Origin of the sequence: Streptomyces composti (assembly GCF_012034205.1) — a bacterium.
Classification (GTDB): domain Bacteria; phylum Actinomycetota; class Actinomycetes; order Streptomycetales; family Streptomycetaceae; genus Streptomyces; species Streptomyces composti.
This window is the reverse complement of the sequence record NZ_JAATEM010000012.1, coordinates 74,909-100,721: the sequence shown is the minus strand read 5'-3', so window position 1 is coordinate 100,721 and position 25,813 is coordinate 74,909. Positions and strand designations below refer to the sequence as shown.

The window sequence follows — 25,813 nt, the reverse complement described above, 5'->3', positions numbered from 1 at the left end:
GAGGCACCCCACCGTGACCGCAGACGACGAGACAGGCGACGAGATCCGGGGCACCGCACGCGGCAGCGCCCCCGTGCCCCTCTCCGTTCTCGACCTGGTCACGGTCGGCGCAGGGCGCACCGCGAGCGACGCGCTGCGCACCAGTGTGGCCCTGGCCCGACTCACCGAGGCCCGCGGCTTTCACCGGTACTGGGTCGCCGAGCACCACTCCATGCCGGGCGTCGCCTCCTCGTCCCCGGCCGTGATCCTCGCCCACCTCGCCGCCCACACCGACCGCATCCGGCTCGGCTCGGGCGGCGTGATGCTGCCCAATCACGCTCCCCTGGTGATCGCCGAGCAGTTCGGCACGCTCGAGGCGATGGCGCCGGGCCGGATCGATCTGGGGCTCGGCCGCGCTCCGGGGACGGACGGGGCGACCGCGGCGGCCCTGCGCCGCACCGACCGTCTGAACGAGGGGGCCGACGACTTCCCCGAGCAGCTCGCGGAGCTGACCCGGTTCCTGGACGACGACTTCCCCGACGGGCACCCCTACCGGCGCATCCACGCCGTGCCGGGGCCCGTCCAGGGCACCGCCCCGGGCGGTGTGCAGTCGCCGCACCGGCCGCCGATCTGGCTGCTCGGCTCCTCCGGCTTCAGTGCCCGCCTGGCCGGGATGCTGGGGCTGCCCTTCGCCTTCGCGCACCACTTCTCCGCACGGAACACCATCCCCGCGCTCGACCTCTACCGCGAGTCCTTCCGGCCCAGCACGGTCCTGGACCGGCCGTACGCCCTCATCGGGGTCGCCGCGCTGGCCGCCGACGAGGAGAAGGAGGCCCGCCGGCAGGTGCTGGCCGCCGCGCTGAACATGGTGCGGCTGCGGACCGGGCGGCCCGGCCTGGTGCCGACCCCGGAGGAGGCGGAGGCGTATCGCTTCTCACCGATGGAGCGGGAGTTCGTCGACTCCTGGAACGCCAATGGGGTGCACGGCACCCCGGACGAGGTCCGGGCCGGTCTGGACGACCTGCAGAAGCGCACCGGCGCCGACGAGTTGATGCTCACCGCCAACGCCCACAGCGGCCAGGCGCGGCTGCGCAGCTATGAGCTGATCGCGGACGCGTACGGCCTGCCCCGCGGCTGATCGGCCGTCAACCGGCAGACAGCGGCTAGGACTTGGCCGCACCCGCCTGGACCCCGGCCTCGGGGCTGTCCAGCAGCTCGGAGATGCGGTCCGGCGGCACCGGCCGGGAGTAGAGCCAGCCCTGGCCGGTGTCGCAGCCGATGCGGCGCAGGCGGGTGGCCTGGGCCGAGGTCTCCACGCACTCGGCGGTGACCGTCAGGCCCAGCCGGTGGGCGAGCTGGACCATCGCCTCGACGATGACCTCGTCGGCCGGGTTGGGCGGGGCCGCGGCCCGCTCCTCGTACTGGAAGCCGCGGACGAAGGAGCCGTCGAGCTTGAGGACGGACACCGGCAGGCGGCTGAGGTAGGCCAGGTTGGAGTAGCCGGTGCCGAAGTCGTCGATGGCGATGCGCACGCCCATGTCGCTGAGCGCCTTGAGCGCCTGCAGCGGGCGGCCCGCCGAGCCCATCACGGCGGACTCGGTGAGTTCGAGCTGGAGCAGATGGGGCGGGAGCCCCGTCTCGGTGAGGGTCTCGGCCACGTCCGTCACCAGGTCCGAGTCCCAGACCTGGCGCACCGCCACATTGACGCTGACGAAGATCGGCGGCTCGTCGGGGTGCTCCACCTGCCAGCGTCGGGCCTGGCGGCAGGCGGTGCGCAGCACCCAGCGGCCCAGCGGGACGATCGAGCCGTCCTCCTCCGCCAGTCCGATGAACCGATTCGGCGTCAGGGTGCCGAACTGCGGGTGGTTCCAGCGGATCAGCGCCTCCACGCCGTGCACCCGGTCGTCCTCCATGCCGACCAGCGGCTGGTACTCCAGCGCGAACTCGCCCCGCTCGATCGCCGGCCGGAGGGTGGAGGCGAGGGCCTGCCGGGTCATGCGGTGGGCGTTGCGCTCGGGGTCGAACAGCGTCCAGCGGGCCTTTCCGTCGGCCTTGGCCCAGTACAGCGTGGTGTCGGCGGCCTGCATCAGCGCGGTGGGCGTGGTGCCTGCCGCGTGCCGTTCGACCACGCCGATGGACGCCGACACCGACAGCCGCTGCCCGGCCAGGTCGTACGGCTCCTGGATGGCGGCGAGCAGCGATTCGGCGAGGTCGGCGACCTGCTCGGTGCCGGTGGTGTCCTCCACCAGCAGCGCGAACTCGTCGCCGCCGAGCCGCGCCACCAGCGGGGTGCCGGCCCTGGTCGCCCGGGCCCGCCCGGCCTCCTCCGCGCAGCGGACCAGGCGTTCGGCGACGGCGGACAGGAGCCGGTCGCCGACGCGGTGGCCGAGGGTGTCGTTGACGGCTTTGAAACCGTCGAGGTCGAGGTAGCACAGGCCGATCCGGCCGGTGCCGCTCTGCTCGTAGGACTCGGCCTCCAGCGCGGCGGTGAGGCGTTCGAAGAACAGGGTGCGGTTGGGCAGCCGGGTCACCGGATCGTGCATCTGCAAGTGCCGCAGCCTGGCCTGGAGTTCGCGGCGTGAGCTGATGTCGGTGACCGAGAGCAGGACGGGACCGTCCGCCTCGGGCAGCGGGGTGACCGTGACCTGCACCCACAGCGAGTGGCCCTCGGGGTGCTTCAGCCGGCGGGTGCAGCGCAGCTTCGCCTGCCGGCCGCGCAGCACCTCGAGGTAGGCGTGCCAGGTGCGGGCGTCGGAGGACAGGTCCACCAGGTCGGCGGCGACGGCCCCGCTGAGGCTGTCCGGGTCGCTGCCCAGCAGGGCGGCGAGGGTGCCGTTGGCGCTGACCACCATGCCCTCGCGGTCGACGACGGCCATGGCGAGCGGGGCGGCCGTGAAGACGGACTGGTAGGGCGGCTGGGGCGGCGCCCCCTCCGGCCCGCCGCCCGGACCGGCCTCGGGGTCCGGCCCGTGCAGCGGGTCGGAGGGGGCGGCCAGGGCGGTCGGCTGCGGTGTGGATTCGGTACCGGGAGACGTGACAATCTCACTCTCTGTGACGACCGGCCGGTCGAGATGTGCGGGCGCCGGCCCTTCGGACGTTCCGCTCACCGCTCGCTCCCGCAGTGCACTCGATCGCTGTCCGTGCAGGAAGGTCTCAGGAAAGTGTGCCGATCATAGAGGCTGGCCCAGGGGCCTTCCAGCCACTGTCCAGTCTCAGGGACGGTCCCGCATCTCTGCCAGATCGTTTCTGCCCGCAGGTGGAGGCATTCTTCGACCCTCCGACCAGTTGTGACGTTCCGTGAGTGGTTCGGGGGTGTCGGACCCGCCCGGTCGGACGCACTCCTCACCCGGGCGGCGTAGCCGAACAGGGCGCAGTACGACAAATCCTCTCAATCTGGGTGCGGTGTCCCGTGAGCCGTCCCCCGGAGGTCCCCGTGCCGCGTCAGCTCCCCCTGAGAGGACTCGGCCGCGAGGCTCTCCGGGGATTGGGCCGACTGGGTGTACGGGCCCGGCCGGCCGGGCGGCTGACGGCCACCACCCGGCCCCGGCTGCGCACCACGGCCGCGATGTGCACCACGATGTCCGCGCTCGCGGCGACCTCGCTGGTCACCGCGCCCTCGGCCGACGACGAGCCGTTCTCCACCGCCTCCTGCGCCCTGGCCAGGACCGAGGCGCACCACTCGGAGGGCCTGGACACCTGGAACGCCGCCTACCCACGGCCCAGCCGCGTGCTGGACGCCGTGATGGTGTTCCTGTCGTTCCCGGACTCCCACCCGCTCACCACGCCCGCCGAGCTGGCCGCCGACCACTTCCCCGCCACCAGCGACTTCTTCCGGCGCTCGTCCTACGGCCGCTTCACCCTGCGCCCGCACCCGCTGCGCCAGTGGATCCGCATGCCGCGCCCGTCCACCGCGTACGCCATACAGCGCGACTGGACGGTCGCGCACCGGGCGGCCTATCTGCGGGACGCGCTCGCGGCGTCCGACGCGCACGTGGACTTCTCGCGGTACGACATCGTGTACTTCGTCGCCGACCCGGACGCGCCCGGTGTGGACTCCGACGCCACCAAGGTCGTCAATCTGGATTCCCCACTGCGGGCCGACGGCCGTGACATCCGCCGCTTCGTCACCGTGTTCGAGAACCATCCCCCGGACCGGCTGGTCCTCGCCCACGAGACCGGCCACGTCTTCGACCTGCCCGACCTCTACAACCGGCCGGTGGACGGCAAGGGCGACTGGGACACCCATGTGGGCGACTGGGATCTGATGGGCAGCCAGTTCGCTCTCGCCCCGGACCTGTTCGCCTGGCACAAGTGGAAGCTGGGCTGGCTGGATCCGCGCCAGGTGCGGTGCGTGCGCGGCGGCGGTCCGGTGCGGCTGACCCTCGAGCCGCTGGGCGCGGGGCCCGGGGTACCGGTGACGGGCGCCGCGGGGGCGCCGTCCTTCGGCCTGGGGCACGGGGTGAAGCTCGCGGTGGTGCGCACCGGCCCGCAGAGCGTGCTGGCCCTCGAGGCGCGCGGCCCGGTCGGCAACGACGCGGCGGCCTGCCGGGAGGGGGTGCTGGTCTACCGGGTGACCAGCGGCACCCAGTCCGGCAGCGGCCCCATCGAGGTGATCGACGCCCACCCGGAGACGGAGGCCTGCTGGGAGAACTCGGTCTACCCGCCGCTGGCGGACGCCCCGGTCGCCCTCGGCGAGACCTTCACGGTGCCGGACGAGAACGTGCGGGTGGAGGTGGAGGGGCGCACGGCCTCGGGGGCCTGGACGGTGAAGATCACCACCGGCTGATCAGGAACGAGGAAGGCCCTCCGCTCGCGCGGAGGGCCTTCCTCGTGTCGTGCGCCGCCAGGGACTCGAACCCCGGACCCGCTGATTAAGAGTCAGCTGCTCTAACCAACTGAGCTAGCGGCGCCTGCTGACGTCGTAGACATTAGCACCCTGATCCTGGGGAGGAAAAATCGATATCCGCACCGCCGCGCGGGCCGCCCGGACGGCCGCCCAGAGCAGCACCTCCGGGCCCGGCAGCCAGGGGTGACGCGTGTCCGGGGCCACCAGCCAGCGCGACCCGGAGCGCTCCCCGGGCACCGCGCCGACGGGGGCCGGGACGGTCACCGCGTCACCGGCGCCGTGGCACAGCAGCGGAGGCACGGCGTCGGCGCGCCCCCGGGACCGGCCGCCGGCACCCCACTCCTCCCACTCGAGCAGCGCCGGGAGCCGCCGGGCGGTGCCGACCACGGCGAAGAGCAGCATGCGCCCGCGGAACTGCGCGACCGGGCCGGAGCCCGGCCCCTCCTCCCACATCCGGTCCAGCATCCGGCGCCCGAAGATCGCGGGGGTGCTGACCACGTCGAAGGCGACCCCGCAGGGCAGCACCGCCGGAGCGTCCGGCCGCTCCCGCCAGTAGGAGAGCGTGCTGCGGGGATACGTTCCTGCCGAGGCCAGCCAGGCGGCGCCGTCCGGGGTGACACCGCTGACGTCGGGGGCGTTCGGTGCGCTGCTCATGACGTCCACATCTACCGGTGGTGAGCGCATGGTCGCCGGTGGTTGCCGGAAATCGGGACAGCAGGGGCGGACGGGGAGTATCGTGCCCGCCCGGCATATGCCACGCGCGTTCGACAAGAGGCCTCCCCGCACCCGGCGTGCGGAGCCGCTCCACGCGGTCCGTGCGGGCCGCTACACGGGGTCGGCGAAACCGCGCCCCTCGCCGCCGCGCAGCAGATCCCGGCCGAACTCGACCATCCGCCGCGCGTAGTCCTCGGTCCACTCGGCGCGTTCGGCGATGTCCGCCGTGGTCAGCCGGTCGAAGCGGCGGGGGTCGGCGAGCTGGGCGGCCGCCATCGCCTGGAACTCCGCCGCCCGGTCCGCCGCCGCCCGGAACGCGAGCGTCAGCTCCGTGGCCCGCTCCAGCAGCAGGCGCGGGTCGTCGATCGACTCCAGGTCGAAGAAGTGCTCCGGATCGGAGGCCGCCTCCGCGGGCTCGAAGAGCAGGGGCGCGGGGCGTAGCCGCGGCTGGTCCCGACGCGGCGCGTGCTCCGCCATGTCTTCTCCTTCTCGTGCGTCGCGATCGACCCTCTGGCACATGGGCCACCGTCCATTGTCCCGCGCCCGCGCAAGAGGGCCTCGGCCCGGCCCCGGCCACGGCACCGGCCTCCGGCTCGGGTGCCGGCTCGGGCCTCGGTTCCGGCCTCGGTTCCAGCTCCGGCTCCGGCTCCGGTGAGCCTCCCCAGCGGCGACGGGAACCATCCCTCCCCCTGACAGGCAAGTCGTTACTTGCATATCCTGTCCGGCATGGCGGAGGATGTGTTCAAGGCGCTGGCCGATCCCACCCGTCGGCGCATTCTCGACGAGCTGGTGGAGCGCGACGGGCAGACGCTGTTCGAGATCTGCACGCGGCTGGCGACCAAGCACGGACTGAGCCTGTCCCGCCAGGCGATCAGCCAGCACCTGGCCGTCCTGGAGGCCGCGGATCTGGTCCGCACCCGCCGCCAGGGCCGCTACAAGTTCCACGACCTGAACACCGCACCCCTGGAGCACATCGTCACCCGATGGCTCCGGCCCGATCCCCCTGAGGGCAGACCATGAGGATCCACCTGACCAGCGTCTTCGTCGACGACCAGGAGAAGGCGCTGCGCTTCTACACCGATGTGCTGGGCTTCGTGAAGAAGCACGACGTGCCGATGGGCGACCACCGCTGGCTGACCGTGGTCTCCCCGGAGGAGCCGGACGGCACCGAGCTGCTTCTGGAGCCGTCCGTCCACCCGGCGGTGGCCCCGTACAAGTCCGCCCTGGTGCAGGACGGCATCCCGGCCGCCTCCTTCGCGGTGGACGACGTACGGGCCGAGCACGAGCGGCTGCGCTCCCTCGGGGTGACCTTCACCCAGGAGCCCCTGGAGATGGGCCAGATCACCACCGCCGTCCTGGACGACACCTGCGGCAACCTGATCCAGATCATCCACGCCGCGTGAGCGGCGCGCATCCGGGCCGGGCGGTCCCCGCCGGCCTCACACCTGGACGATCGGCTCCCTGGTGAACAGCGAGCCGAGGGACGGCGCGTTGACCCGGCGGTCGGCCAGCCGCAGGCCTTCCCAGACGGTGACCTGGTTGGCGGTGAGCACCGGCTTGCCGAGCTCCTTCTCCAGGGCCGGGATGTGGGCGGCGGTGTGCAGGGCGGTGTCCGGCAGCAGCAGCGCCTCGGCGTCCGGCCGGTCGGCGGCGCGGGCCAGCGCGAACACCTCCTCCTCGCCCCAGGTGCCGACCTCGGCGGCGGTGATGATCCCGGAGCTGCGCACACCGGTCACCTCCAGGCCGCCCGCCCGCAGGAAGCCGGCGAACAGCTCGGCCACGTCGTCGGGATAGGTGGCGCCGACGGCGACCCGGCGCACCTCGATCTCCCGGGCCGCGTTGACGAAGGCGAAGGACGTGGAGGAGGCCGGCATCCCCGCCGCCAGGGCGAGTGAGCGGACCTGCTGGTGCGCTCCCTCCCAGCCGAGCACGAAGCTGCCGGAGGTGCAGGCCCACACCACCGCGTCGGCGCCCGCGTGCCGCAGTTCCGCCGCCCCGGCCGCCAGCCGCTCGGCCGAGCCCATCTCCCGCAGCGCGTCCACCCGGTGCGCGTCCTCGCCGATGTCGGTGTGCACGACGTCCACCCGTACGTCGCTGCCCAGCAGCTGCTCGATGCGCGGATAGTCGTCCTCGGCGGAGTGGCCCGGGTAGAGGATGCCCAGTGCGGTCATGTCCAGCCTTCCTGCTGCTTCTCGTCCGACCTGTCGGTGATGCCCTGCGCGGGTCGCGCGTCCTGCACGTTCTGTGCGTTCTGCACCACGGAGCCGGGCCGCGGGTCCGGCAGTGCGGGTTTGGAGCGCGCCGACTCGTCGATCAGCGCCTGATACGGTCCCACCGCGCGGGTACCCAGCCGGCGCAGCGCCGCCCACATGGTCACCTGGTTGGCCGAGATGACCGGTATGCGAAGTTCCGCCTCGAGCTGCGGGATCACGTCGTAGGTGGGCAGGTTGGTGCAGGACAGGAAGAGGGCGTCGGCCGCGCCGAGCCGGCCGCGCACCGCCGCCCGCCGGGCCATGTCGACCACCTCGCGATAGGTGACCTTCCAGATGTGGCGGGTCAGGCTCATATAGGCGCAGCCGGTGACCGTGACGCCCGCCTGCGCGACATAGCTCTCCAGCGCCCTGGTCACCGAGACGGTGTACGGGGTCACCAGCGCCACCCGGCGCACGTCCAGCTCCACCAGCGCCTCGAGGAGCGCGCCCGAGGTGGTGATCGCGGGGACGGAGCCGGCCCTGCTCATCGCCTCGCACATGGCCCGCTCGCCCGCCACGCCGCCGACGAAGCTGCCGGAGGTGCAGGCGTAGGCGACGACCTCGGGCGCCACCGCGGTGAGGGTGCGCACCGCGTCGCCGAGGGTCTCGTGCTCGCTGATCATCCGCGCCAGGTCCAGGCTCACCTCGACCGGCACATAAGGGGTGCGGGTCAGATGGAGGGACACCTCGTCGGGCACCCAGCGCCACAGCTCGCGGTCCAGCGCGAAGTCGAAGGGGGCGACCACCCCGACCCCACGCTGCGGGCCCGGTCCACCGAGAAAGGAGACGTCCATGACAGCACCGGCCTCACGCTGGGAGGAGAGCACGCGAAGAGCCATACAACGGTTCGCCGAAACGCCCGTGTTGACGACGGTAGGTTCGGGTGCGAGCGTGGTCAATCCGCGCATCTCAGACGCCCGGAACAACCCGGGAAGGAACCGGTCCACGCGGAGGAACGGCGGCCCATGACCACCCCCACACTGCTCGTCCTGGACGCCGAGCCACCGCCCCGGCTCGGCCGGCTCACCGGCCGGGTGCGGATCGAGCACGCCGACGAGTCCACGCTCGCCGAGCGGCTGCCGCACGCCGATGTGCTGCTGGTGTGGGACTTCACCTCGCACGCCGTGCGCAAGGCCTGGCCCGGCGCCGGGCCCCGCCCCCGCTGGGTGCACACCGCCAGCGCCGGCGTGGACCATCTGATGTGCCCGGAGCTGGCCGCCTCCGACACGGTGGTCACCAATGCGCGCGGCGTGTTCGACCAGCCGATCGCCGAGTACGTCGCCGCCCTGGTGCTCGCGCTCGCCAAGGACCTGCCGCGCACCCTGGAGTTCCAGCGGGAGCGGACCTGGCGGCACCGGGAGACCCGCAAGGTGGCCGGGACCCGGGCGGTGGTGGTCGGCTCGGGGCCGATCGGGCGGGCGATCGACCGGACGCTGGGGGCGCTGGACGTCACCACCGCGCTGGTCGGCCGCACCCGGCGGGACGGGGTGCACGGCCCGGAGGACCTGGACCGGCTGATCGCCCGCGCCGACTGGGTGATCGCCGCCGCGCCGCTGACCGAGCAGACCCGCGGCATGTTCGACTCCCGCCGCTTCGGCGTGATGCAGCCCTCGGCCTGCTTCATCAACGTCGGCCGCGGTCCCCTGGTGGTCGAGGAGGCGCTCGCCGAGGCGCTGCGCCGGCGCTGGATCACGGCCGCCGCCCTCGATGTCTTCGCCTCCGAGCCGCTGGACCCGGCGAGCCCGCTGTGGGAGGTGCCCGGTCTGATCGTGTCCCCGCACATGAGCGGGGACACCGTCGGCTGGCGGGACGAACTGGCACAGCAGTTCATCCAGTTGTACGAACGCTGGGAGGCCGGGCAGCCCCTGGTGAACGTGGTCGACAAACAACGTGGGTATGTACCCGGACACTGACGTTCCCTGGAGGGTGGATGACCGAGCTCACCGAGCTGACCGCCGTGGAACTGCTCGACGGCTACCGCCGGGGCGAGTTCGGCCCCGTGGAGGCCACCCGGGCCGCGCTGCGCCGGGCCGAGGAGATCCAGCCGGAGCTGAACGCGTTCGTCCGCATCACCGCCGACGAGGCCCTGGAGCAGGCCCGGGCCGCGGAGGAGCGGTGGCGGCGCGGCGAGCCGGACGGCCTGCTCGACGGGGTGCCGGTGACGGTGAAGGACATCCTGCTGCTGGCCGGCCACCCCACCCTGAAGGGCTCGCTGACCGTCGACCCAGAGGGCCGCTGGGACGAGGACGCCCCGTCGGTGGCCCGGCTGCGGGAGCACAACGCGGTCTTCCTCGGCAAGACCACCACCCCCGAGTTCGGCTGGAAGGGCGTCACCGACTCCCCGCTCAGCGGGATCACCCGCAATCCGCACGATCCGGCGCGCACCCCGGGCGGCTCCAGCGGGGGCGCCGCGGCCGCCGTGGTCCGGGGCGCGGGGCCGCTGGCGCTCGGCACCGACGGCGGCGGCAGCGTCCGCATCCCGGCCGCCTTCTGCGGGATCTTCGCGCTGAAGCCGACGTACGGGAGGGTGCCGCTGTATCCGGCGAGCGCCTTCGGCACGCTCGCCCATGTCGGGCCGATGACCCTGGACGCGGCGGACGCCGCGCTCCTGATGGACGTGATCGGCCACCCCGACTCGCGGGACTGGTCGGCGCTGGGCCCGGCGCCGGGTTCCTTCACCGAGCAGCTGTCCGGCGGGGTGCGCGGGCTGCGGGTGGCGTACTCGCCGTCGCTGGGCGGACAGGTGGCGGTGCAGCCGGCCGTGGCGACGGTGGTGCGGAAGGCGGTGGAGCGGCTGGCGCAGCTCGGCGCCTACGTCGAGGAGACCGACCCGGACTTCACCGAGCCGGTGGAGGCCTTCCACACCCTGTGGTTCGCGGGGGCCGCCCGGGTGGTGCAGCGCCTCACCCGCTACCAGCGGGAGCTGCTCGACCCCGGGCTGCGGGAGATCTGTGCGGAGGGGGCGCGGTACTCGGCGCTGGACTACCTGGCCGCGGTGGACGTCCGGATGGACCTGGGCCGGCGGATGGGCCGCTTCCACGACACCTACGACCTGCTGGTCACGCCGACCCTGCCGGTCACGGCGTTCGAGGCGGGCGTGGAGGCGCCGAAGGGCTCGGGGCACCGGCGCTGGACCGGCTGGACCCCGTTCACCTACCCGTTCAACATGACGCAGCAGCCCGCGGCGAGCGTGCCGGTCGGCACGGACGCCGACGGCCTGCCCATCGGGCTCCAGCTGGTGGCCGCCCGCCACCAGGACGCCCTGGTGCTGCGGGCCGCCCATGCGCTGTACGAGGCGGGGGTGGCCGCCCCGGTCAGGCCCCGCGGGACGGCGGGAGGAACGGTCAGGCCCGGCGGAAGCTGAGCGTCTCCCCCGCCGCGCCGGTGCGCCACAGGTCGTTGCAGGCCTCGGCCAGCTCCGGCAGCCCCTCCACCACCTGCCCCCAGACAATCCCCGGTACCCAGCCCACGTCGCCGTTGAGCAGCAGGTTGTTCCGCTCGTAGAAGAGTGCCAGGTCCACCACCGTCGTCCCCGGCCGGACCTCCCGGTCGTAGCCGTAGGCCCGGGTGCCCAGCTCGGTACCCGCGAAGGAGAAATAACAGAGATCTCCCGGGATAGGGGTGACTGTCGGGTTTTCCAGTGGTGGCTCCGATTCCGCGAACGGCGGGAAAAGGGCGTAGATCTCGTTGCGTGCGTACTTGGCGTGGTAGACGTCGCCGCTGAGCGGGAGCGCGTCCCATACCGCGGAGCAGGTCAGCGGCGCCCTGTCGTCGAGCAACCGCGCCACGCCGCGCACACCACGCCGAGTGAGGGCGACTTCGACACAGCGTTCCGTCATTCCGCCTCCTCGGATGCTTTCGGGAGGGTTACCCGGCAGGCCCGCCTCCCATGCCCGGCCGCGACATTGCCCTTCGGGCCACCTCACCAAAGGACAATTGTTGCCGCCCTCAAAGCGTCGGCAGAATTTCGGCTGCAGCGAATTGCACAGCCGAGAGGAACTCTGAAATGACGAAGAAGCGCACTGCGCTCGGATTTCTGGCCGTGGCCCTGAGTGCGGGCGTGACACTCGGCACCGCTTCCTCCGCTCAGGCGGCAGCGCACGACGCGAAGGCCGTGAAGTACAGCAAGAAGTGCGGCGGGGGCCCGGGAAACTGCAAGCTCACGAAGCACCACCCGAAGAAGGGCACGGTCAAGGTCACGGTCGACAACAGCGGGAACAGCCCGATGCGTTACGGCTGGGACATCCGGCACAAGGGAAAGATCGTGTGCTGGGGCGAAATCCGTGAGAACTGGAAGAAGCCCAAGACGTTCACCTGCAAGAACATGCCCAAGGGTCTGCTGACGCTCACCATGCCCTATCGGAAGAGCACCAGCATCAGCCTGAAGTGGTGACCGTCCGCCACCTCGGGAGCGAGGACCAGGACCGACTCGCCGTATCACACAATTCCGATTCTTGGAGTGCACACATGCCACTCGGCACCGCATCCGTCTCGAAGCGTCGTGGGCTGGGAATCACGGGAGCGCTGACCGCCGTCGGCCTCGCCCTGGGCGCCCTCACCATGACCCCCGTACACGCCGCCGAGACGGCCGGAGCATCCGCGCAGGCGTCCAAGGTCGCCGCCGCCAAGGGCAAGGTCGTCAACATCAGCGGCAAGATGCCCGGCTGCCGGGTCCACGCCGTCGTCAGTGCCAGCAAGAAGACCGCGTCCGGGTACCTGAGGAGCTCGTGCAAGTACGGATCCGCTCACGTCCTGGCCGGCATGCTCACCATCGACAATCAGAAGACCAAGACCGTCACGAAGCGGCAGCGGACCGGAAAGATGGCCGAGACGAAGACGATCAAACTGTCCAACCCGAAGGGCACCCAGAAGATCTGCATGGTGGGCAGCTGGAACCACCCGCTCGGCCCGGCGCCGCAGCAGCGCAGCGAAGCCCGCGCCTGCGTCAAGTACTGAACCTCTGCGCCTGAAGTACCGCACCCCCTGTGCCCGGCGCGCGACCACGGCGCCGGGCACAGACACGACCTCTCCACGAACGAGAGGGAATACTCAGCAGCAACCTGGGTAGCGGCGCGCCCATGGTTCCAGAACAGGCAGTCGACAACGGCTCACGGCCCAGAGGCCGCCCCGCCATCTCCCGCCGCCTGCTGCTCACCGGCACCGCTGCTCTGGCCACCACCGGCGTGGTCGGCGCGGCGAGCGGCTGCAGCCGAGTGGCCACTGCGGACACCGGAGACGGCGGGCATCTGCTGCAGCAACTACGCGCGAGGGGCACCGTGCGCCTGGGCATCGCCGGCGAGCAGCCCTACGGATACATAGGCAAGGACGGAGAGATCACCGGTTCCGCTCCGGCCATCGCCACCCGCATCTTCCAGCGGCTGGGCGTCGAGCGGGTGGAGCCGTTCCCCACAGAGTTCGGCTCGCTGATCTTCGGGCTCAACTCTCTGCAGTTCGATGTGGTCGCGGCCGGCATGTACATCAACCCCGAACGCTGCGAGCAGGTCCTCTTCGCCGATCCCGAGTACCAGATGAAGGATGCCTTCATCGTACGCAAGGGCAATCCGATGAATCTGCGAACCTACGAGGACATCGCCCGCACCGGCGCTCGCATGGCCACCGGTATCGGCTACGCGGAGATCGACTACGCCAAGGAGGCTGGTGTCAAGAAGATCGACACCCTTCCCGACCAGTTGGCCGGTCTCCTCGCCGTCGAACAGGGCCGCGTAGACGTCTTCGCGGGGACCGCGGTCACCGTGCGCAATGTGGTCGAGCAGTCCGGCAGCAACAAGGTGGAGGCCACTGACGAGGTCACGCCCATCGTGGACGGCAAACCGGTCATCGACGTCGGCGGGTTCGCGTTCCGCTCGACGGAGCGCAATCTGCGTGACGCGTTCAACCGGGAGCTGCACAAGATGAAGCGCAGCGGCGAACTGCTCGAAGTCATGCGCCCCTTCGGCTTCACCGAGGACCAGATGACGTCCCTCACGGCCGAGGAGAAGTGCCGCCCATGACAGACTTCAGCGCAGGCCTCTGGGAACTGCTGCTCAGGGGTGTATGGATCACGGTCCAGCTCACCGTGTACAGCGCCGCTCTCGGCGCGGCCGTCGCTTTCGTCGTGGGTCTGGCGAGGACCCACCGGCTGTGGATCGTCCGCTTCATCTCCGGGGCCTATTTCGAGATCTTTCGGGGCACTTCGGCCCTGGTACTGATGATCTGGGTCTTCTTCGTGGTGCCGCTGACCCTGGGCTGGCAACTCGTACCGATGTGGGCAGCCGTCCTCACCCTGGGGTGCACCTACGGCGCCTACGGCTCCGAGATCGTCCGCGGAGCGGTGGCAGCGGTGCCGCCGGCCCAGACGGAGGCAGGTATCGCACTGGGCTTCACCCCCGCTCAGCGGCTGAGGAAGATCGTCCTGCCCCAGGCCTGGCCCGAGATGGTGCCACCTTTCAACAACCTGCTCATCGAGCTGCTGAAGGGCACCGCCCTGGTTTCGGTGCTGGGCGTCGGCGACATCACCTTCGCGGCCCAGCTGGTGCGCAACGCCACCGGTGACAGCGCCCCGGTGTACACCGTCATCCTCGTCATGTACTTCGTGCTCGCCTTCCTGCTCACCCGTGTCATGCGCCTGGTCGAGCGCAGGGCGAAGGCGGGAGTCGGACGGTCCGCGCCCTCTGGTCGTACCGTGATCCGCAAGGCTGGTCCTGGTCCACGGAAGGACCTCGTCGCCGACTCGTCGGCCACCGGAGGTGCCGCATGAACTGGAACTGGACCACACTGAAGGACTTCCTGCCGTCCTTCTGGGACGGACTGCTGGTCACTCTGCAGGCCTTGCTGCTGGGCTCGTTGATCGCCTTCGCTCTCGGACTCTTCTGGGCCCTGGCCCAGCGTTCCCGGCTGAAGGTGGTGAGCTGGCCGGTCACCGCGTTCACGGAGTTCATACGCAACACCCCGCTGCTCGTGCAGCTCTTCTTCATCTTCTACGTGCTGCCCGAGTGGGGTCTGACCCTCTCCGCGCTGACCACCGGGGTCGTCGGCCTGGGTCTGCACTACTCGACGTACACGGCCGAGGTGTACCGCGCCGGCATCGACGGTGTGCCCGCGGGGCAGTGGGAGGCCGCCACGGCCCTCAGCCTTCCCCGTTCACGCACCTGGACCGCGGTGATCCTTCCGCAGGCCCTGCGGCGTGTCGTGCCCGCCCTCGGCAACTACGTCATCGCGATGCTGAAGGACTCGCCGATGCTGATGACCATCGGCGTCCTGGAGATGCTGGGCGAGGCCCGCCAGTTCGGGTCGCAGACCTTCCACATGAACGAGCCGATCGTGCTCGTGGGCATCGCCTTCATCCTCATCGCCTACCCCGCCTCTCTCCTTCTCCGAGCCCTGGAGCGCCGCCTTGTCCGCTGAGACCGAACCCACACCCCAGATTCCTCGTGACACCGGGACGACCCGCGAAGTCATCCGCCTCGACCAGGTCACCAAGCGCTTCGGTGACAACACCGTCCTCGATCAGCTCAACTTCACGGTGGACGCCGGAAAGCACGTCACGCTGATCGGCCCTTCGGGGTCCGGCAAGACGACCATCCTGCGGCTGCTGATGACGCTGGTGCAGCCCGACGAGGGCATCATCACCGTGGACGGGGAGCAGCTCTACCCCGCCCCCGAGAAGCAGGTCCGGGAGGTGCGCAAGAAGATTGGAATGGTCTTCCAGCAGTTCAACCTCTTCCCCAACATGAAGGTGCTGCGGAATGTCACCGAGGCTCCCGTCACCGTCCTCGGGATGTCGAAGGACGAGGCGGAGGCCAGGGCGCGGGAGCTGCTGGAGCTGGTCGGTCTCGCCGACAAGTGCGACGCCTATCCGACGCACCTGTCCGGCGGGCAGCAGCAGCGGGTCGCGATCGCCCGGGCGCTGGCGATGCGGCCGCAGGTGCTGCTGCTCGACGAGGTGACCTCGGCGCTCGACCCGGAGCTGGTCGCGGGTGTCCTCGACGTGCTGCGGGACATCGCCCACAGCACCGACATCACGATGCTCTGTGTGACCCACGAGATGAGCTTCGCCCGGGACATCTCCGACCAGGTGCTCATGTTCGACTCGGGCCGGGTCATCGAATCCGGCTCGCCGGAGAAGCTGTTCGGAGACCCCGATCACGAGCGCACGCGCGAATTCCTGAGCACCATCCTGTGACGAAGAGGTTCCGTTCATAATCGCAAAGAAGGTGAATGTTCACGCGCTGACCACACTGCGCACTTCACGCCATGGAGGGTGATTTCAGAAGTGGCCAATAAGGGATTCCTGCAGTCCACTTCGTGATCTAGAGTGGGCGTTGCCAGTGAGACAGTCAACGGGGAAACGGGGAATTCGTGTCCACTGCAACGACCACTCAGCCCGCATGTTCCGCCGCATGCTCGTGCCGGATCATCCTCCGGGCCGCCGACGGAGCGCCACCCATAAAGGAGTTAACCGATCGCGAACGGGAAGTACTGGCCCTGCTCGGGGGAGGCATGGCCAACCGTGCTCTGGCCCGGCGGCTGGGCATTGCGGAGCGCACCGTCAAGGCCCATGTCGCACACATCATCGAAAAGCTAGGACTGAACACCAGACTCGAAGCGGCGGTCGTCGCGGCGGTACACCATGGGCTGATCTGCCCGGAGAGGCATTCCGCCGTCGGATAGACCGCCCACGGAACGGCCGGTGCGGGCGGCGCCGAAATCCGGCGCCGCCCGCACCGGCCGTTGTCATAATCCAGCGGCATACCCCCTGTTCACGACGCCTCTTTCGCACCACGGCAGCGTCCCGGGAATCTCGTCAACACCCGCTCCGCAGCAGCTCCTTGACGGCTATCGTGGACGGGAATCGCCGACCGGACCGCGGCCCTGACCACGTGAGCGCAGCGCGAGGTGAGCAGATGAGGCTGGAGCCGACCACGCCGTACCGCTCGGTCCAGGGCGCCCTGCGGGTGCTCGAGACGGTGGCGCGGCACAGCGGCGGGATCGGTGAGGCGGAGCTCGCCCGGGAGAGCGGCCTGGGGCCGGACCGGCTGGCCCCGCTGCTGCGGATGCTGGTCCGCGAGTCCTATGTCGAGCGGCTCGCCGACGGCAGCTGTGCCGGCGGGGAGGCCCTCGCCCGCCTCGGCTCCGCCCGGGACCACGACGAGGCCCTGCGCGCCAAGCTCCAGGCCACCCTGGACCGGCTGCGGGACAGCGTGGGTGCCGCCGTCTATCTGAGCCGGTACGTCGACGGCGAGGTCAAGGTCACGCAGTACGCGGACAGCCCGGCCACCCCGAAGGTCAACGAGTGGGTCGACTTCCGGGTGTCCGCGCACGCGACGGCGGTCGGCAAGAGCCTGCTCACCCAGCTCGACCACCAGGGCCGGCGCGACCATCTCGCCCGGTACCGTCCGGCGCGGCTCACCTCGCGCACCATCACCAGCGACAAGGTGCTGCTGTCCCGGCTGGCGGCACAGCCGCCGACCGTGCCGGTCCTCGATCTGCAGGAGTACGCGGTCGGTACGGTCTGCGCCGCGGTGCCGATCACGGCGGGGTCCTCGGTGGGGAGCCTCGCCCTGTCCCTGCCCGTGGAGCACGCGCACCGGCTGCGCCAGGCCGCCGAGACCCTGAACCGCGGTGCGGCCCCGGTGCTGCTGTCGCTGGCGATCTGAGGTTCCCGGCCGGCCGCTCGGGCGGTGGTCAGGAGCACCCCTTCGGACCAGGTAGTATTGACGTCGACGCCGCCCGCGGGGACGCGGACGGTGTGAGTCATGCGCCGCTAGCTCAGTTGGTTAGAGCAGCTGACTCTTAATCAGCGGGTCCGGGGTTCGAGTCCCTGGCGGCGCACGCAGAAGGGCCTCTCGTGGGAGCGGGAGGCCCTTTGCCATGCCCGGACGTCTGCGGCCTTCGGCCGCTCGGCGCCCCGTCCGGCCCGGTTCGTCCGGGCGCGGGGGTGACCTGCCCACGCCGGACGAACCGGTGGTTCACTTCAAGCCCGGAACGGGGCCCTGGGGTGCGGCGGTCAGAACTCGACGTCCGAGCAGGCGTAGAACGCGTTGCCGGTGTCGGCGATCGTCCAGACCGCGAGGATCACATGGTGGCCGCTGAGCCCCGTGGGGAGCCGGCCGTCGTGCGAGAGCGTCTGCGGCGGGCGCTGGCCGTTGTAGGGCACGGTCAGGAACGGGGTCAGGTTGAGGTCGGACCGGGAGAGCTTGTGGTCCTCGTTCCAGCCCTGCTTGGTGACGTAGTACTTGAAGTCGGTGGTGGCGTGCATGGCGGTGAACTGCCACCGGAAGGTGTAGTTCTGCCCGCCCGTGACCTTGGTGGTGGGCCAGGCGCCGCCCGAGGGGGTGCGCGGGTTGTCGAGCTGGCCGAACCGCGTGTTGTTGCCGGAACAGATCTGGCCGTCCGCGGGTCCGCCGGAGGGGAAGCCCTTGGGGCCCTCGACGCTCTGCGGCTCCCACTGGATGTCGCCGCAGTTGGTGACGGTGCCGTTCTGGCAGAGCTTCTGCCGGCTGACGGGCAGATCGGTGTAGCCGTGGCCGCTGGCCCCGCCGGAGGAGAGCACGAGGGCTCCCGTCGTGGCCAGTCCCACCGCGGCTGCGTACAGCTTGGTCCGTGTGCGCATGCTGCCGCTCCTGGAGTGTGGGGGAAGATCAGTGAGCCGTGCACTAGGTCTAGACCAAGCGTCAGCGTATTGCCGTTGGTTGAACATGTCCATACCAATCGACCGACCTGTTCGGCCGGCCGGTCAGGGACCGGTGTGACTCCGCCCCGCACAGAACGCCACCGTCAAGTCCCTCACCAGCGCCTTGCGTTCGTAGTCGTCCAGCTCGACCAGGCCCCGCACGGTCAGCCGGGTCACGGTGTCCTCGACCGAGTCCACGACCGCGTTCAGCACGCTCGCCCGGTGCTGGGCGTCCAGCGCGGCGATCCGGCGGCGGTGCATCGCGGCGGCCACCTCCGGGGCGTACTCCACCCGCACCGGCCGCACCGCGAACACCTCGATCCCCACCGGCGCCGTGTCCTGGGCCACCGCTCGGGTCAGCGCCTCCTGCGCCGCCTCCATCTGGCCCTTGCCCGCCCCCGGCTCCTCCACGGGCACCCGCAGCAGCGCCGCCTCCACGCACCGGCGCAGATAGCTCTCGTGGTCCTCGACCCCGAGCACGGCCCGCGCGGTGTCCCGCACCCGCCACACCACCAGCACCACCACCCGCAGCGCCGCCCCGCCGCGGTCGGCCGCCTGCATCGGCTCGCTGCGCCAGTGCCGCAGCCGCACGTCGACCCGGCGGCGCAGCAGCAGCGGATTGACCCAGAGCAGTCCGGTGCGGCGCACGGTCCCCCGGTAGCGGCCGAACAGGTCGAGCACCCAGGCGCGTCCGGTCCGCCCCCGGGCCAGCCCGCCGAAGCCGAAGAGCCCGAGCGCCGCCGCGCCCGCGTACGCCGCCCACTGCGCGGGGCCGAGCCCCGCCGCCGGCGCCCCGAGCCCGGAGGCACCGGACACGGCCGGCAGCACCCCCGCCCACCAGGAGGTGGCCAGGCATCCGGCCGCCCCGCACAGCCCGGCAGCCACGCCCGCGGCGCCCGGCAGCACCCTGGCCGGCCGCTCCACCAGCTCGGGGTCGACGCCCGGCTCCGGGCGCGGGCCCTCGGCGGCGGGGCGGCGCAGCCGAGGCTGCTCCCCGGTGCCCTCCCTGCGGCCCACCACCGCGGGCCGCAGCGGCAGCGGCGCCGGGTCGGGGTCGTCACGGAACAGCAGATGGACGGGGATCTCGGTGGTGGACTCGGTGCGGATGAGCCGGGCGGGCCGGGGCGCCGCCGCTGCGGTCGCCGCTGCCTGCTGCCCGGTGGCCCGGCCGGGCCCCGGGGCGGACGCCGCGGCGGCTTCGGGGGTGGACTCGGGGGTGGACTCCGGGGTGTGGTCGGTGGTCGTGGTCATGCGTGCCTCCAGCCTTCGCGCCAGATGCGTCACATCGGACAGTGCCTCGGGGCCGGCTCACCGAGGCGGGCTCGGCAGCCGGCTCACAGGAACAGCCGTCGCCAGGTCTCCGGGCCGGGGTGGCCGTCCGCGGCGCCGCCACGCCAGCCCTGGGCCCGCTGGAACTCCTCGACGTTGCGGCGGTCCTCCTCGGTCCAGCGCGGGCCCGGACCGGTGGTGTAGTGGCGGCCGAACCCCTTCCTCACCAGCTGCCGCCCCAGCCGGGTGACGTACTCGTTCTCGGCGCCGGGCCGGAAGGCGGCCCGCCCCGGATAGCCCGGCACCCCGTGCGAGGCGGGGGTCCGGCCCGCGCCGAAGGGCGTCCCCGCCGACCCGGGCACGGCGGAAGCGGAACCTCCGCTCTGGGTGCCGCGCGGGACGTCCTCGCCCCGGCCGGAGCGCACCCGCCCGGGCTCCGTGACGTACCCGTCGACGGCCCCGGGGCCGGAAAGCGACGCCCCCGGGAACGGCGCCCGGCGCGGCACGACGGCCGGGACGGAGCCCGCCCTGGAGGCGGTGACGCCCTTGTAGCGGTACGGGACGTAGCGGCTGGAGTTGCTCCAGTAGGCGTACGGAGTCGTCCTGGCCACGGCGTGCGGCGGCGTCATCTCGTAGGCCAGATAGGAGGTGCGCCCGGTGTCGGACCAGCCGCCGAAGAGGACGACATGGGATCCCTGGACGGGGTCGGCGGCATTGTGGAACAGCAGTATGTCGCCCGGCTGGAGTTCGCTTTTCGAGATTTTCTCGGCGTAGCTCGCGAGCGATCCGGTCCATTCGTTGCGGGGCAGGTTCCAGGCCATCGAGACATAACCCGAACAGTCCTGCCGGTAACCGTCGGACCAGTACGCGTCCGTGCGGTACGGAACCTTCTCGGTCACCCATTTCCGCGCCCTGCGGATGATCTCCGCTCGGGTGATCGCGCGGATCTGCGGCGAGGTCTCGGGAGGCGTGCTCTGCCCGCCGGGGCCGTACAGCGGGGCCTGCGGACCCTGCGGCGTCTGACGCTCCTGACCTGCGGAATCGCCGGGACGAAGGGTCCCGCCGGGGGCCGGCGAGGGGGACGGGTCGGCCACCGCCGGGATCGCGCCGCCGCCCAGCGCCGCAGCCGTCGCGGCGGCCACCACCAGCGGCCTGCGCGCAGCCGGATGTCCGGCCGGCCGGCCGGAGGGGTGATGCGGAAGGACGCGCCGCCAGTGCACGCATCCGGGGCAGTCGCAGTCGCTCGCGGGCTCGAATTCCTCGAATACCGGCGACTCCATGCGATTCCCCTCACATTTCCCGGGACCACCCTGACCACTTTCGCGCCTGTCCACGGAGATCAGTTTCCCAACTGTCCGCACCGGGCGCATGTTGACGGTCCGAATGATGTACCCCGCGCCGGCCGCTCCCGCCCGGCCCGCGACGGGGGTGGTCGGGAGCACCCCTCGGGGTCCTGTAGAGTGACCGCGTCAGCCGGCGCCGCTAGCTCAGTTGGTTAGAGCAGCTGACTCTTAATCAGCGGGTCCGGGGTTCGAGTCCCTGGCGGCGCACCGACCGGACGGGCTCCCCGTGATCACGGGGGCCCGTCCGTTTTTGGCCTGATTCCGACGCGCTCCCGTTGAGCGCGCGCCTCGCGCCGCACGTATGCATCAGTGGTCCCCACCACTCCTCCACACCCGTCACAATGGACACGTATGGCCGGTGAACACCGTGTTTCGTATCTTGCGATCATGTATGGGCACCGGGGACCCTGGGTTCTTCACGTCTGCCGCGGGTCGCGCGGCCGTGGAGGGGGCGGGAAAGCGGTTGCCGTCGGCGCGGGACGAGGGGTTCCGCTCATGACGCGATGCCGTGGGGGGCATCATGCAACCGGAAGAGCGCTGAACGGTGTCTATAAGCTGTGGATGACGTGGTGACAGCGGTCTACCACTGATACGTCTGTGACGGTCGAGGGGGACTGGAGCGGACGCTAGGAAGCGACGAAACACGTGGCGGAGCCACGTGTGGGGGGATGACTCATGACGTCGACGCCCACGGGCGCCCGCGGGGACCACGACCCGTCCAGGACCACCCAGCTGCGGGTGCCGCAGAGGGGGTGGAACACGGGCACGTTCCGGCGGATCAAGAAGACGCTGCCGCGCTACGACTACGAGCACTACAGCCGGCTGGCGGGTCCCCTCACCCAGCCCGACCCGAACAAGCCCTACCGCGTCCAGTACCGCTCGCTGATCGGCCAGGAGCCGCACCGCATCCGCATCGGGCTGATGCTGGCCGCGGCACCGGTGCTCTCGCTGGTGCTGCTGGTGTGGCTGCTGCAGCCCTCGCACTGGACCGAGCGCGACTACCCGGCGTTCGAGTGGCTGCCCGCCCTCGACGTCGTGATGCTGGTCTCGATCGGTCTGATCGAGTTCTTCCGCTGCATGAACGTGCTGTCCAACGCGCACGCCACCCTGGTCGCCCGCGACCCGATCCCGGTGGTGCCCGAGACCGGCACCCGTGTGGCGTTCCTCACCTCCTTCGTGCCCGGCAAGGAGCCGCTGGAGATGGTGACCAAGACCCTGGAGGCGGCCGTCAAGATCCGCCACCGGGGCACCATGCACGTCTGGCTGCTGGACGAGGGCGACGACCCCGAGGTGAAGGAAGTCTGCGCGCGCCTGGGCGTGCACCACTTCTCCCGCAAGGGCGTCGCCAAGTGGAACCAGAAGAAGGGCCCGCACCGCGCCAAGACCAAGCACGGCAACTACAACGCCTGGCTCGAGGCACACGGTGACGACTACGACTTCTTCGCCTCGGTCGACACCGACCACGTGCCGCTGCCCAACTACCTGGAGCGGATGCTCGGCTTCTTCCGCGACCCGGACGTCGGCTTCGTCATCGGCCCGCAGGTCTACGGCAACTACGACAACTTCGTCACCAAGGCCGCCGAGTCCCAGCAGTTCCTCTTCCACGCGCTGATCCAGCGCGCCGGCAACGCCTACGGCGCGCCGATGTTCGTGGGCACCTCCAACGCGGTGCGCATCAAGGCCATCAAGCAGATCGGCGGCCTGTACGACTCGATCACCGAGGACATGGCGACCGGCTTCGAGATGCACCGCGCCCGCAACCCGGAGACGGGCAACAAGTGGCGCTCGGTGTACACGCCGGACGTGCTGGCGGTCGGTGAGGGCCCCAACGCCTGGACCGACTTCTTCACCCAGCAGATGCGCTGGTCCCGCGGTACGTACGAGACGATCCTCAAGCAGTACTGGAAGGGCTGGTTCTCGCTCCCGCCGGGCAAGCTCTTCAACTACACGATGATGATCATCTTCTACCCGATGTCCGCCCTGAACTGGATCCTCGCGGCCATCAGCTGCGCGCTGTTCCTGGGTCTGGGCGCCTCGGGTGTGAACATCGACCCGGCGGTCTGGCTGATGCTCTACGGCAACGCCTCGGCGCTGCAGATCGGCCTGTACATCTGGAACCGCCGCCACAACGTCTCGCCGCACGAGCCCGAGGGCTCCGGCGGTGTGGCCGGCATGATCATGTCCGCGCTGTCGGCGCCGCTGTACGCCAAGGCGCTCATCGACTCGATCCTGCGCCGCAAGAGCAAGTTCGTCGTCACCCCGAAGGGCGACTCGGCCAGCCCGGACACGTGGTTCGGCACGTTCCGCTACCACTGGTACTTCATCCTGATCTTCGGTGGATCCATCGTCGCCGGATTCGTCTACGGACACTCCCACCCGGCCATGGTCATCTGGGCCTCGTTCGCGCTGCTGATCACCGCGGCGCCGATGTTCGCCTGGCGCCACGGCATGCGTCAGGAGCGCAAGCGGCCGCCGGGGCAGGAAGGGGGGCAGCCGCAGCCGGCGCCCGCCTTGGGAACCGGCGAGGACTCCCGGACCCAGGCATTTCCGCGGATACCGCAGCCGCATGCCTCGCACGCCCAGGGCCGCCCCAGCTGGGCCGGCTCGCACGGCGCTCCGGGAGCAGCAGGAGGTACCGGGGCAGCCCCCGGCAACGACCAGACCATGCAGATCGCCCTTGGTGGACTTGGGGGACGTAAGGAATGAAGGACCGTGCAGGCCGCCGTCGCGCCCGTCGCCTCGCGATAGGTACGGCGGTGGTGCTGGCGCTGGCCGGCATGAACGGGCCGTGGCTGTACCGCTTCGGCACCGAGAAATACCACCAGTACAAGATCAATCAGCCGGAGTACAAGGCCGCCAACGGCAAGTGGGAGATCATCGAGTTTCCCGAGGAGTACCGGCAGAACACCATTCACGCGGCGCTGCTGCGCACCGGCAAGGTGCTGCTCGTCGCGGGGTCCGGCAACAACCAGGACAACTTCGACGCGAAGAAGTACGACACCCGGATCTGGGACCCGGTCAAGGGCACCATCAAGAAGGTGCCCACCCCGAACGACCTGTTCTGCACCGGGCACACCCAGCTGGCCAACGGCAACCTGCTGATCGCGGGCGGCACCAAGCGGTACGAGAAGCTCAAGGGTGACGTGAAGAAGGCCGGCGGTCTGATGCTGGTCCACAACGAGAACCCGGACAAGCCGATGACGCTGCCCGCGGGCACCAGGTTCACCGGCAAGGAGAACGGCAAGACCTTCGTCTCCAAGGACCCGGTGCTCGTCCCGCGCGCCAAGAAGAACTTCGACAAGGCGACCGGCAAGTTCCTCGGCAACACGCCGGGCGTGGGCCGCATCTACGTCGAGGCGGAGAAGGAAGGCGCCAAGTACGAGACCGGCACCCAGGACAACTACCGCATCCAGGGCCTCACCGGCGCCGACGCCCGCAACACCTACGGCATCGCCGAGAAGCTCGCCCTGGACAAGAAGGACTTCCAGGGCATCCGGGACGCCTACGAGTTCGACCCGGTCGCCGAGAAGTACATCAAGGTCGACCCGATGAAGGAGGCCCGCTGGTACCCGACGCTCACCACCCTGAGCAACGGGAAGATCCTCAGCGTCTCCGGCCTCGACGACATCGGTCAGCTGGTCCCGGGCAAGAACGAGATCTACGACCCGAAGACCAAGAAGTGGACCTACACCGACAAGGTCCGTCAGTTCCCCACGTACCCGGCGCTGTTCCTGATGCAGAACGGCAAGATCTTCTACTCGGGTTCCAACGCGGGCTACGGACCGGACGACGTGGGCCGCGACCCGGGCATCTGGGACGTGGAGACCAACAAGTTCACCAAGATCCCCGGGCTGAGCGACCCCGACCTGATGGAGACGTCCGGCACGGTGCTGCTGCCGCCGGCGCAGGACGAGAAGTACATGGTGATCGGCGGTGGCGGGGTCGGTGAGTCCCGCAAGTCCTCCAACAAGACCCGCATCGTGGACCTGAAGGCGGACAACCCGCGCTTCGTGGACGGCCCTTCGCTGGACAAGGGCACCCGCTACCCGCAGTCGTCGATCCTGCCGAACGACGAGGTGCTGATCTCCGGCGGCTCGGAGGACTACCGCGGCCGCAGCGACTCCAACATCTTCGAGGCGCGGATCTACGACCCCGCGAAGAACGAGATGCGCCGGGTCGCCGACCCGCTGGTGGGCCGGAACTACCACTCCGGTTCGATCCTGCTGCCCGACGGCCGGGTGATGTTCTTCGGCTCCGACTCGCTGTTCGCGGACAAGGCGAACACCAAGCCGGGCAAGTTCGAGCAGCGCATCGAGATCTACACCCCGCCGTACCTGTACGGGGACCGGGAGCAGCCCGAGCTCTCGGGCGGCCCGAAGACCGTGGAGCGCGGCGACTCGGCCACCTTCACCTCCAAGGACGCGGCCAAGGTGAAGAAGGTCCGGCTGATCCGGCCCAGCGCCACCACCCACGTCACCGACGTGGACCAGCGCTCGATCGCGCTGGACTTCCAGGCCGACGGCGACAAGCTGACCGTGACCGTGCCGAAGAACAAGAACCTGGTGCAGTCCGGCTGGTACATGCTGTTCGTCACCGACGGCGAGGGGACGCCGAGCAAGGCGCAGTGGGTGCACGTCCCGTGACGACGGCCCCGCCGCCCGCGCAGCGGACATGAGAAGGGGGGCGCCCTCCGTGACGGAGGGCGCCCCCCTTCTTCGTGCTCTTCGCCCCTTCGCGC

25 protein-coding genes and 3 tRNA genes are annotated in these 25,813 nt (G+C 70.6%); 18 read left to right on the top strand and 10 right to left on the bottom strand.

Features of this window, described 5'->3' with window-relative positions:
- Nucleotides 1-13 precede the first annotated feature (13 nt).
- Complete coding sequence (locus HCJ93_RS11895; protein ID WP_167994011.1) at nt 14-1,117, top strand: LLM class flavin-dependent oxidoreductase; 1,104 nt, start codon at nt 14-16, stop codon at nt 1,115-1,117.
- A 25-nt stretch (nt 1,118-1,142) separates the two neighbouring features.
- On the opposite strand, the gene HCJ93_RS11890 is transcribed toward HCJ93_RS11895, so the two are convergent.
- Nucleotides 1,143-3,086 (bottom strand): putative bifunctional diguanylate cyclase/phosphodiesterase, encoded by a 1,944-nt coding sequence (locus HCJ93_RS11890; RefSeq protein WP_167994009.1) that lies wholly within the window; start codon nt 3,084-3,086, stop codon nt 1,143-1,145.
- 326 nt (nt 3,087-3,412) lie between these two features.
- Here HCJ93_RS11890 and HCJ93_RS11885 point away from each other — a divergent pair, with 326 nt between their 5' ends.
- A complete protein-coding gene (locus HCJ93_RS11885) occupies nt 3,413-4,765 on the top strand; it encodes a M6 family metalloprotease domain-containing protein (protein ID WP_167994007.1) in 1,353 nt (450 codons plus the stop codon).
- Between the two features lie 50 nt (nt 4,766-4,815).
- On the opposite strand, the gene HCJ93_RS11880 is transcribed toward HCJ93_RS11885, so the two are convergent.
- From HCJ93_RS11880 to HCJ93_RS11870, 3 genes are all read right to left on the bottom strand, one after another.
- Nucleotides 4,816-4,889 (bottom strand) — tRNA-Lys (locus HCJ93_RS11880).
- On the bottom strand, nt 4,880-5,479 hold the full coding sequence (locus tag HCJ93_RS11875) for a hypothetical protein (protein WP_167994005.1): 600 nt from the start codon (nt 5,477-5,479) through the stop codon (nt 4,880-4,882). Before HCJ93_RS11875 ends, HCJ93_RS11880 begins: the two co-directional genes overlap by 10 nt.
- A 171-nt stretch (nt 5,480-5,650) precedes the next feature.
- Nucleotides 5,651-6,016 carry a DUF8844 domain-containing protein gene (locus tag HCJ93_RS11870; protein WP_167994003.1) on the bottom strand — a complete coding sequence of 122 codons (366 nt, stop codon included), beginning with the start codon at nt 6,014-6,016 and terminating at the stop codon, nt 5,651-5,653.
- A 249-nt stretch (nt 6,017-6,265) separates the two neighbouring features.
- On the opposite strand from HCJ93_RS11870, the gene HCJ93_RS11865 reads away from it, so the two are divergent.
- Together HCJ93_RS11865 and HCJ93_RS11860 are read left to right on the top strand one after the other, a co-directional pair.
- A complete protein-coding gene (locus HCJ93_RS11865) occupies nt 6,266-6,559 on the top strand; it encodes an ArsR/SmtB family transcription factor (RefSeq protein WP_167994001.1) in 294 nt (97 codons plus the stop codon).
- Entirely contained in the window at nt 6,556-6,942 is a 387-nt protein-coding gene (locus tag HCJ93_RS11860) for a VOC family protein (protein ID WP_167993999.1), read from the top strand. Before HCJ93_RS11865 ends, HCJ93_RS11860 begins: the two co-directional genes overlap by 4 nt.
- A 36-nt stretch (nt 6,943-6,978) precedes the next feature.
- Here the strand turns inward: HCJ93_RS11860 and HCJ93_RS11855 are convergent, their stop codons facing one another.
- Both HCJ93_RS11855 and HCJ93_RS11850 read right to left on the bottom strand, forming a co-directional pair.
- Nucleotides 6,979-7,710, bottom strand: coding sequence for a maleate cis-trans isomerase family protein (locus HCJ93_RS11855; protein WP_167993997.1), 732 nt, complete (start codon nt 7,708-7,710; stop codon nt 6,979-6,981).
- Nucleotides 7,707-8,585 carry a maleate cis-trans isomerase family protein gene (locus tag HCJ93_RS11850; protein ID WP_167994142.1) on the bottom strand — a complete coding sequence of 293 codons (879 nt, stop codon included), beginning with the start codon at nt 8,583-8,585 and terminating at the stop codon, nt 7,707-7,709. The genes HCJ93_RS11855 and HCJ93_RS11850 overlap by 4 nt, the downstream gene beginning before the upstream one ends.
- 171 nt (nt 8,586-8,756) lie before the next feature.
- Here HCJ93_RS11850 and HCJ93_RS11845 point away from each other — a divergent pair, with 171 nt between their 5' ends.
- Both HCJ93_RS11845 and HCJ93_RS11840 read left to right on the top strand, forming a co-directional pair.
- A complete protein-coding gene (locus HCJ93_RS11845; protein ID WP_167993995.1) occupies nt 8,757-9,704 on the top strand; it encodes a D-2-hydroxyacid dehydrogenase in 948 nt (315 codons plus the stop codon).
- Nucleotides 9,705-9,721: 17 nt separating this feature from the next.
- Nucleotides 9,722-11,155: an amidase gene (locus HCJ93_RS11840; protein ID WP_167993993.1), complete on the top strand. Its 1,434-nt coding sequence runs from the start codon at nt 9,722-9,724 to the stop codon at nt 11,153-11,155.
- Here the strand turns inward: HCJ93_RS11840 and HCJ93_RS11835 are convergent.
- Nucleotides 11,136-11,630 (bottom strand): DUF3830 family protein, encoded by a 495-nt coding sequence (locus HCJ93_RS11835; protein WP_167993991.1) that lies wholly within the window; start codon nt 11,628-11,630, stop codon nt 11,136-11,138. The genes HCJ93_RS11840 and HCJ93_RS11835 overlap by 20 nt on opposite strands.
- 167 nt (nt 11,631-11,797) lie before the next feature.
- Here HCJ93_RS11835 and HCJ93_RS11830 point away from each other — a divergent pair, with 167 nt between their 5' ends.
- The 9 genes from HCJ93_RS11830 (at nt 11,798) to HCJ93_RS11790 (ending at nt 17,622) form a co-directional block, all read left to right on the top strand.
- Nucleotides 11,798-12,184: a hypothetical protein gene (locus HCJ93_RS11830; RefSeq protein WP_167993988.1), complete on the top strand. Its 387-nt coding sequence runs from the start codon at nt 11,798-11,800 to the stop codon at nt 12,182-12,184.
- Nucleotides 12,185-12,258: 74 nt separating this feature from the next.
- A complete protein-coding gene (locus HCJ93_RS11825; protein ID WP_167993986.1) occupies nt 12,259-12,747 on the top strand; it encodes a hypothetical protein in 489 nt (162 codons plus the stop codon).
- Between the two features lie 122 nt (nt 12,748-12,869).
- Nucleotides 12,870-13,802: an ectoine/hydroxyectoine ABC transporter substrate-binding protein EhuB gene (gene ehuB / locus HCJ93_RS11820; protein WP_240967561.1), complete on the top strand. Its 933-nt coding sequence runs from the start codon at nt 12,870-12,872 to the stop codon at nt 13,800-13,802.
- Complete coding sequence (ehuC, locus tag HCJ93_RS11815; protein ID WP_167993984.1) at nt 13,799-14,548, top strand: ectoine/hydroxyectoine ABC transporter permease subunit EhuC; 750 nt, start codon at nt 13,799-13,801, stop codon at nt 14,546-14,548. Before ehuB ends, ehuC begins: the two co-directional genes overlap by 4 nt.
- Complete coding sequence (gene ehuD, locus HCJ93_RS11810; RefSeq protein ID WP_167993982.1) at nt 14,545-15,195, top strand: ectoine/hydroxyectoine ABC transporter permease subunit EhuD; 651 nt, start codon at nt 14,545-14,547, stop codon at nt 15,193-15,195. Before ehuC ends, ehuD begins: the two co-directional genes overlap by 4 nt.
- A gap of 19 nt (nt 15,196-15,214) precedes the next feature.
- Nucleotides 15,215-15,973 (top strand): ectoine/hydroxyectoine ABC transporter ATP-binding protein EhuA, encoded by a 759-nt coding sequence (gene ehuA / locus HCJ93_RS11805; protein WP_373563576.1) that lies wholly within the window; start codon nt 15,215-15,217, stop codon nt 15,971-15,973.
- Nucleotides 15,974-16,149: 176 nt separating this feature from the next.
- Nucleotides 16,150-16,461 carry a helix-turn-helix domain-containing protein gene (locus HCJ93_RS11800; RefSeq protein WP_309141381.1) on the top strand — a complete coding sequence of 104 codons (312 nt, stop codon included), beginning with the start codon at nt 16,150-16,152 and terminating at the stop codon, nt 16,459-16,461.
- Between the two features lie 233 nt (nt 16,462-16,694).
- A complete protein-coding gene (locus HCJ93_RS11795; protein WP_167993978.1) occupies nt 16,695-17,447 on the top strand; it encodes an IclR family transcriptional regulator in 753 nt (250 codons plus the stop codon).
- 101 nt (nt 17,448-17,548) lie between these two features.
- Nucleotides 17,549-17,622, top strand: a tRNA-Lys gene (locus HCJ93_RS11790).
- A gap of 175 nt (nt 17,623-17,797) precedes the next feature.
- Here HCJ93_RS11790 and HCJ93_RS11785 read toward each other — a convergent pair.
- The 3 genes from HCJ93_RS11785 to HCJ93_RS11775 form a co-directional block, all read right to left on the bottom strand.
- Nucleotides 17,798-18,403, bottom strand: a complete 606-nt coding sequence (locus HCJ93_RS11785; RefSeq protein WP_167993976.1) for a lytic polysaccharide monooxygenase auxiliary activity family 9 protein — start codon at nt 18,401-18,403, stop codon at nt 17,798-17,800.
- Between the two features lie 123 nt (nt 18,404-18,526).
- A complete protein-coding gene (locus HCJ93_RS11780; RefSeq protein ID WP_167993974.1) occupies nt 18,527-19,714 on the bottom strand; it encodes an SPFH domain-containing protein in 1,188 nt (395 codons plus the stop codon).
- Nucleotides 19,715-19,797: 83 nt separating this feature from the next.
- Nucleotides 19,798-21,012: a peptidoglycan-binding protein gene (locus tag HCJ93_RS11775; RefSeq protein ID WP_167993972.1), complete on the bottom strand. Its 1,215-nt coding sequence runs from the start codon at nt 21,010-21,012 to the stop codon at nt 19,798-19,800.
- 196 nt (nt 21,013-21,208) lie between these two features.
- On the opposite strand from HCJ93_RS11775, the gene HCJ93_RS11770 reads away from it, so the two are divergent.
- The 3 genes from HCJ93_RS11770 to glxA all read left to right on the top strand — a co-directional run bounded on the left by HCJ93_RS11770 (nt 21,209) and on the right by glxA (nt 25,718).
- Nucleotides 21,209-21,282 (top strand) — tRNA-Lys (locus HCJ93_RS11770).
- A 468-nt stretch (nt 21,283-21,750) separates the two neighbouring features.
- Complete coding sequence (locus HCJ93_RS11765; RefSeq protein WP_167993970.1) at nt 21,751-23,781, top strand: glycosyltransferase family 2 protein; 2,031 nt, start codon at nt 21,751-21,753, stop codon at nt 23,779-23,781.
- Entirely contained in the window at nt 23,778-25,718 is a 1,941-nt protein-coding gene (gene glxA / locus HCJ93_RS11760; RefSeq protein ID WP_167993968.1) for a radical copper oxidase GlxA, read from the top strand. Before HCJ93_RS11765 ends, glxA begins: the two co-directional genes overlap by 4 nt.
- Nucleotides 25,719-25,813 lie beyond the last annotated feature (95 nt).

Excerpts from the sequence above, each read along its gene's own strand:
- HCJ93_RS11870 (WP_167994003.1), bottom strand. The coding sequence starts at position 6,016 with ATGGCGGAGCACGCGCCGCGTCGGGACCAGCCGCGGCTACGCCCCGCG.
- HCJ93_RS11855 (WP_167993997.1), bottom strand. The coding sequence starts at position 7,710 with ATGACCGCACTGGGCATCCTCTACCCGGGCCACTCCGCCGAGGACGAC.
- ehuB (WP_240967561.1), top strand. The coding sequence starts at position 12,870 with ATGGTTCCAGAACAGGCAGTCGACAACGGCTCACGGCCCAGAGGCCGC.
- HCJ93_RS11765 (WP_167993970.1), top strand. The coding sequence starts at position 21,751 with ATGACGTCGACGCCCACGGGCGCCCGCGGGGACCACGACCCGTCCAGG.
- HCJ93_RS11840 (WP_167993993.1), top strand. The coding sequence starts at position 9,722 with ATGACCGAGCTCACCGAGCTGACCGCCGTGGAACTGCTCGACGGCTAC.
- HCJ93_RS11865 (WP_167994001.1), top strand. The coding sequence starts at position 6,266 with ATGGCGGAGGATGTGTTCAAGGCGCTGGCCGATCCCACCCGTCGGCGC.
- HCJ93_RS11825 (WP_167993986.1), top strand. The coding sequence starts at position 12,259 with ATGCCACTCGGCACCGCATCCGTCTCGAAGCGTCGTGGGCTGGGAATC.
- HCJ93_RS11780 (WP_167993974.1), bottom strand. The coding sequence starts at position 19,714 with ATGACCACGACCACCGACCACACCCCGGAGTCCACCCCCGAGTCCACC.
- HCJ93_RS11830 (WP_167993988.1), top strand. The coding sequence starts at position 11,798 with ATGACGAAGAAGCGCACTGCGCTCGGATTTCTGGCCGTGGCCCTGAGT.
- HCJ93_RS11785 (WP_167993976.1), bottom strand. The coding sequence starts at position 18,403 with ATGCGCACACGGACCAAGCTGTACGCAGCCGCGGTGGGACTGGCCACG.
- HCJ93_RS11845 (WP_167993995.1), top strand. The coding sequence starts at position 8,757 with ATGACCACCCCCACACTGCTCGTCCTGGACGCCGAGCCACCGCCCCGG.
- ehuC (WP_167993984.1), top strand. The coding sequence starts at position 13,799 with ATGACAGACTTCAGCGCAGGCCTCTGGGAACTGCTGCTCAGGGGTGTA.
- HCJ93_RS11795 (WP_167993978.1), top strand. The coding sequence starts at position 16,695 with ATGAGGCTGGAGCCGACCACGCCGTACCGCTCGGTCCAGGGCGCCCTG.
- HCJ93_RS11860 (WP_167993999.1), top strand. The coding sequence starts at position 6,556 with ATGAGGATCCACCTGACCAGCGTCTTCGTCGACGACCAGGAGAAGGCG.
- ehuD (WP_167993982.1), top strand. The coding sequence starts at position 14,545 with ATGAACTGGAACTGGACCACACTGAAGGACTTCCTGCCGTCCTTCTGG.
- glxA (WP_167993968.1), top strand. The coding sequence starts at position 23,778 with ATGAAGGACCGTGCAGGCCGCCGTCGCGCCCGTCGCCTCGCGATAGGT.
- HCJ93_RS11850 (WP_167994142.1), bottom strand. The coding sequence starts at position 8,585 with ATGGACGTCTCCTTTCTCGGTGGACCGGGCCCGCAGCGTGGGGTCGGG.
- HCJ93_RS11875 (WP_167994005.1), bottom strand. The coding sequence starts at position 5,479 with ATGAGCAGCGCACCGAACGCCCCCGACGTCAGCGGTGTCACCCCGGAC.
- HCJ93_RS11835 (WP_167993991.1), bottom strand. The coding sequence starts at position 11,630 with ATGACGGAACGCTGTGTCGAAGTCGCCCTCACTCGGCGTGGTGTGCGC.
- HCJ93_RS11775 (WP_167993972.1), bottom strand. The coding sequence starts at position 21,012 with ATGGAGTCGCCGGTATTCGAGGAATTCGAGCCCGCGAGCGACTGCGAC.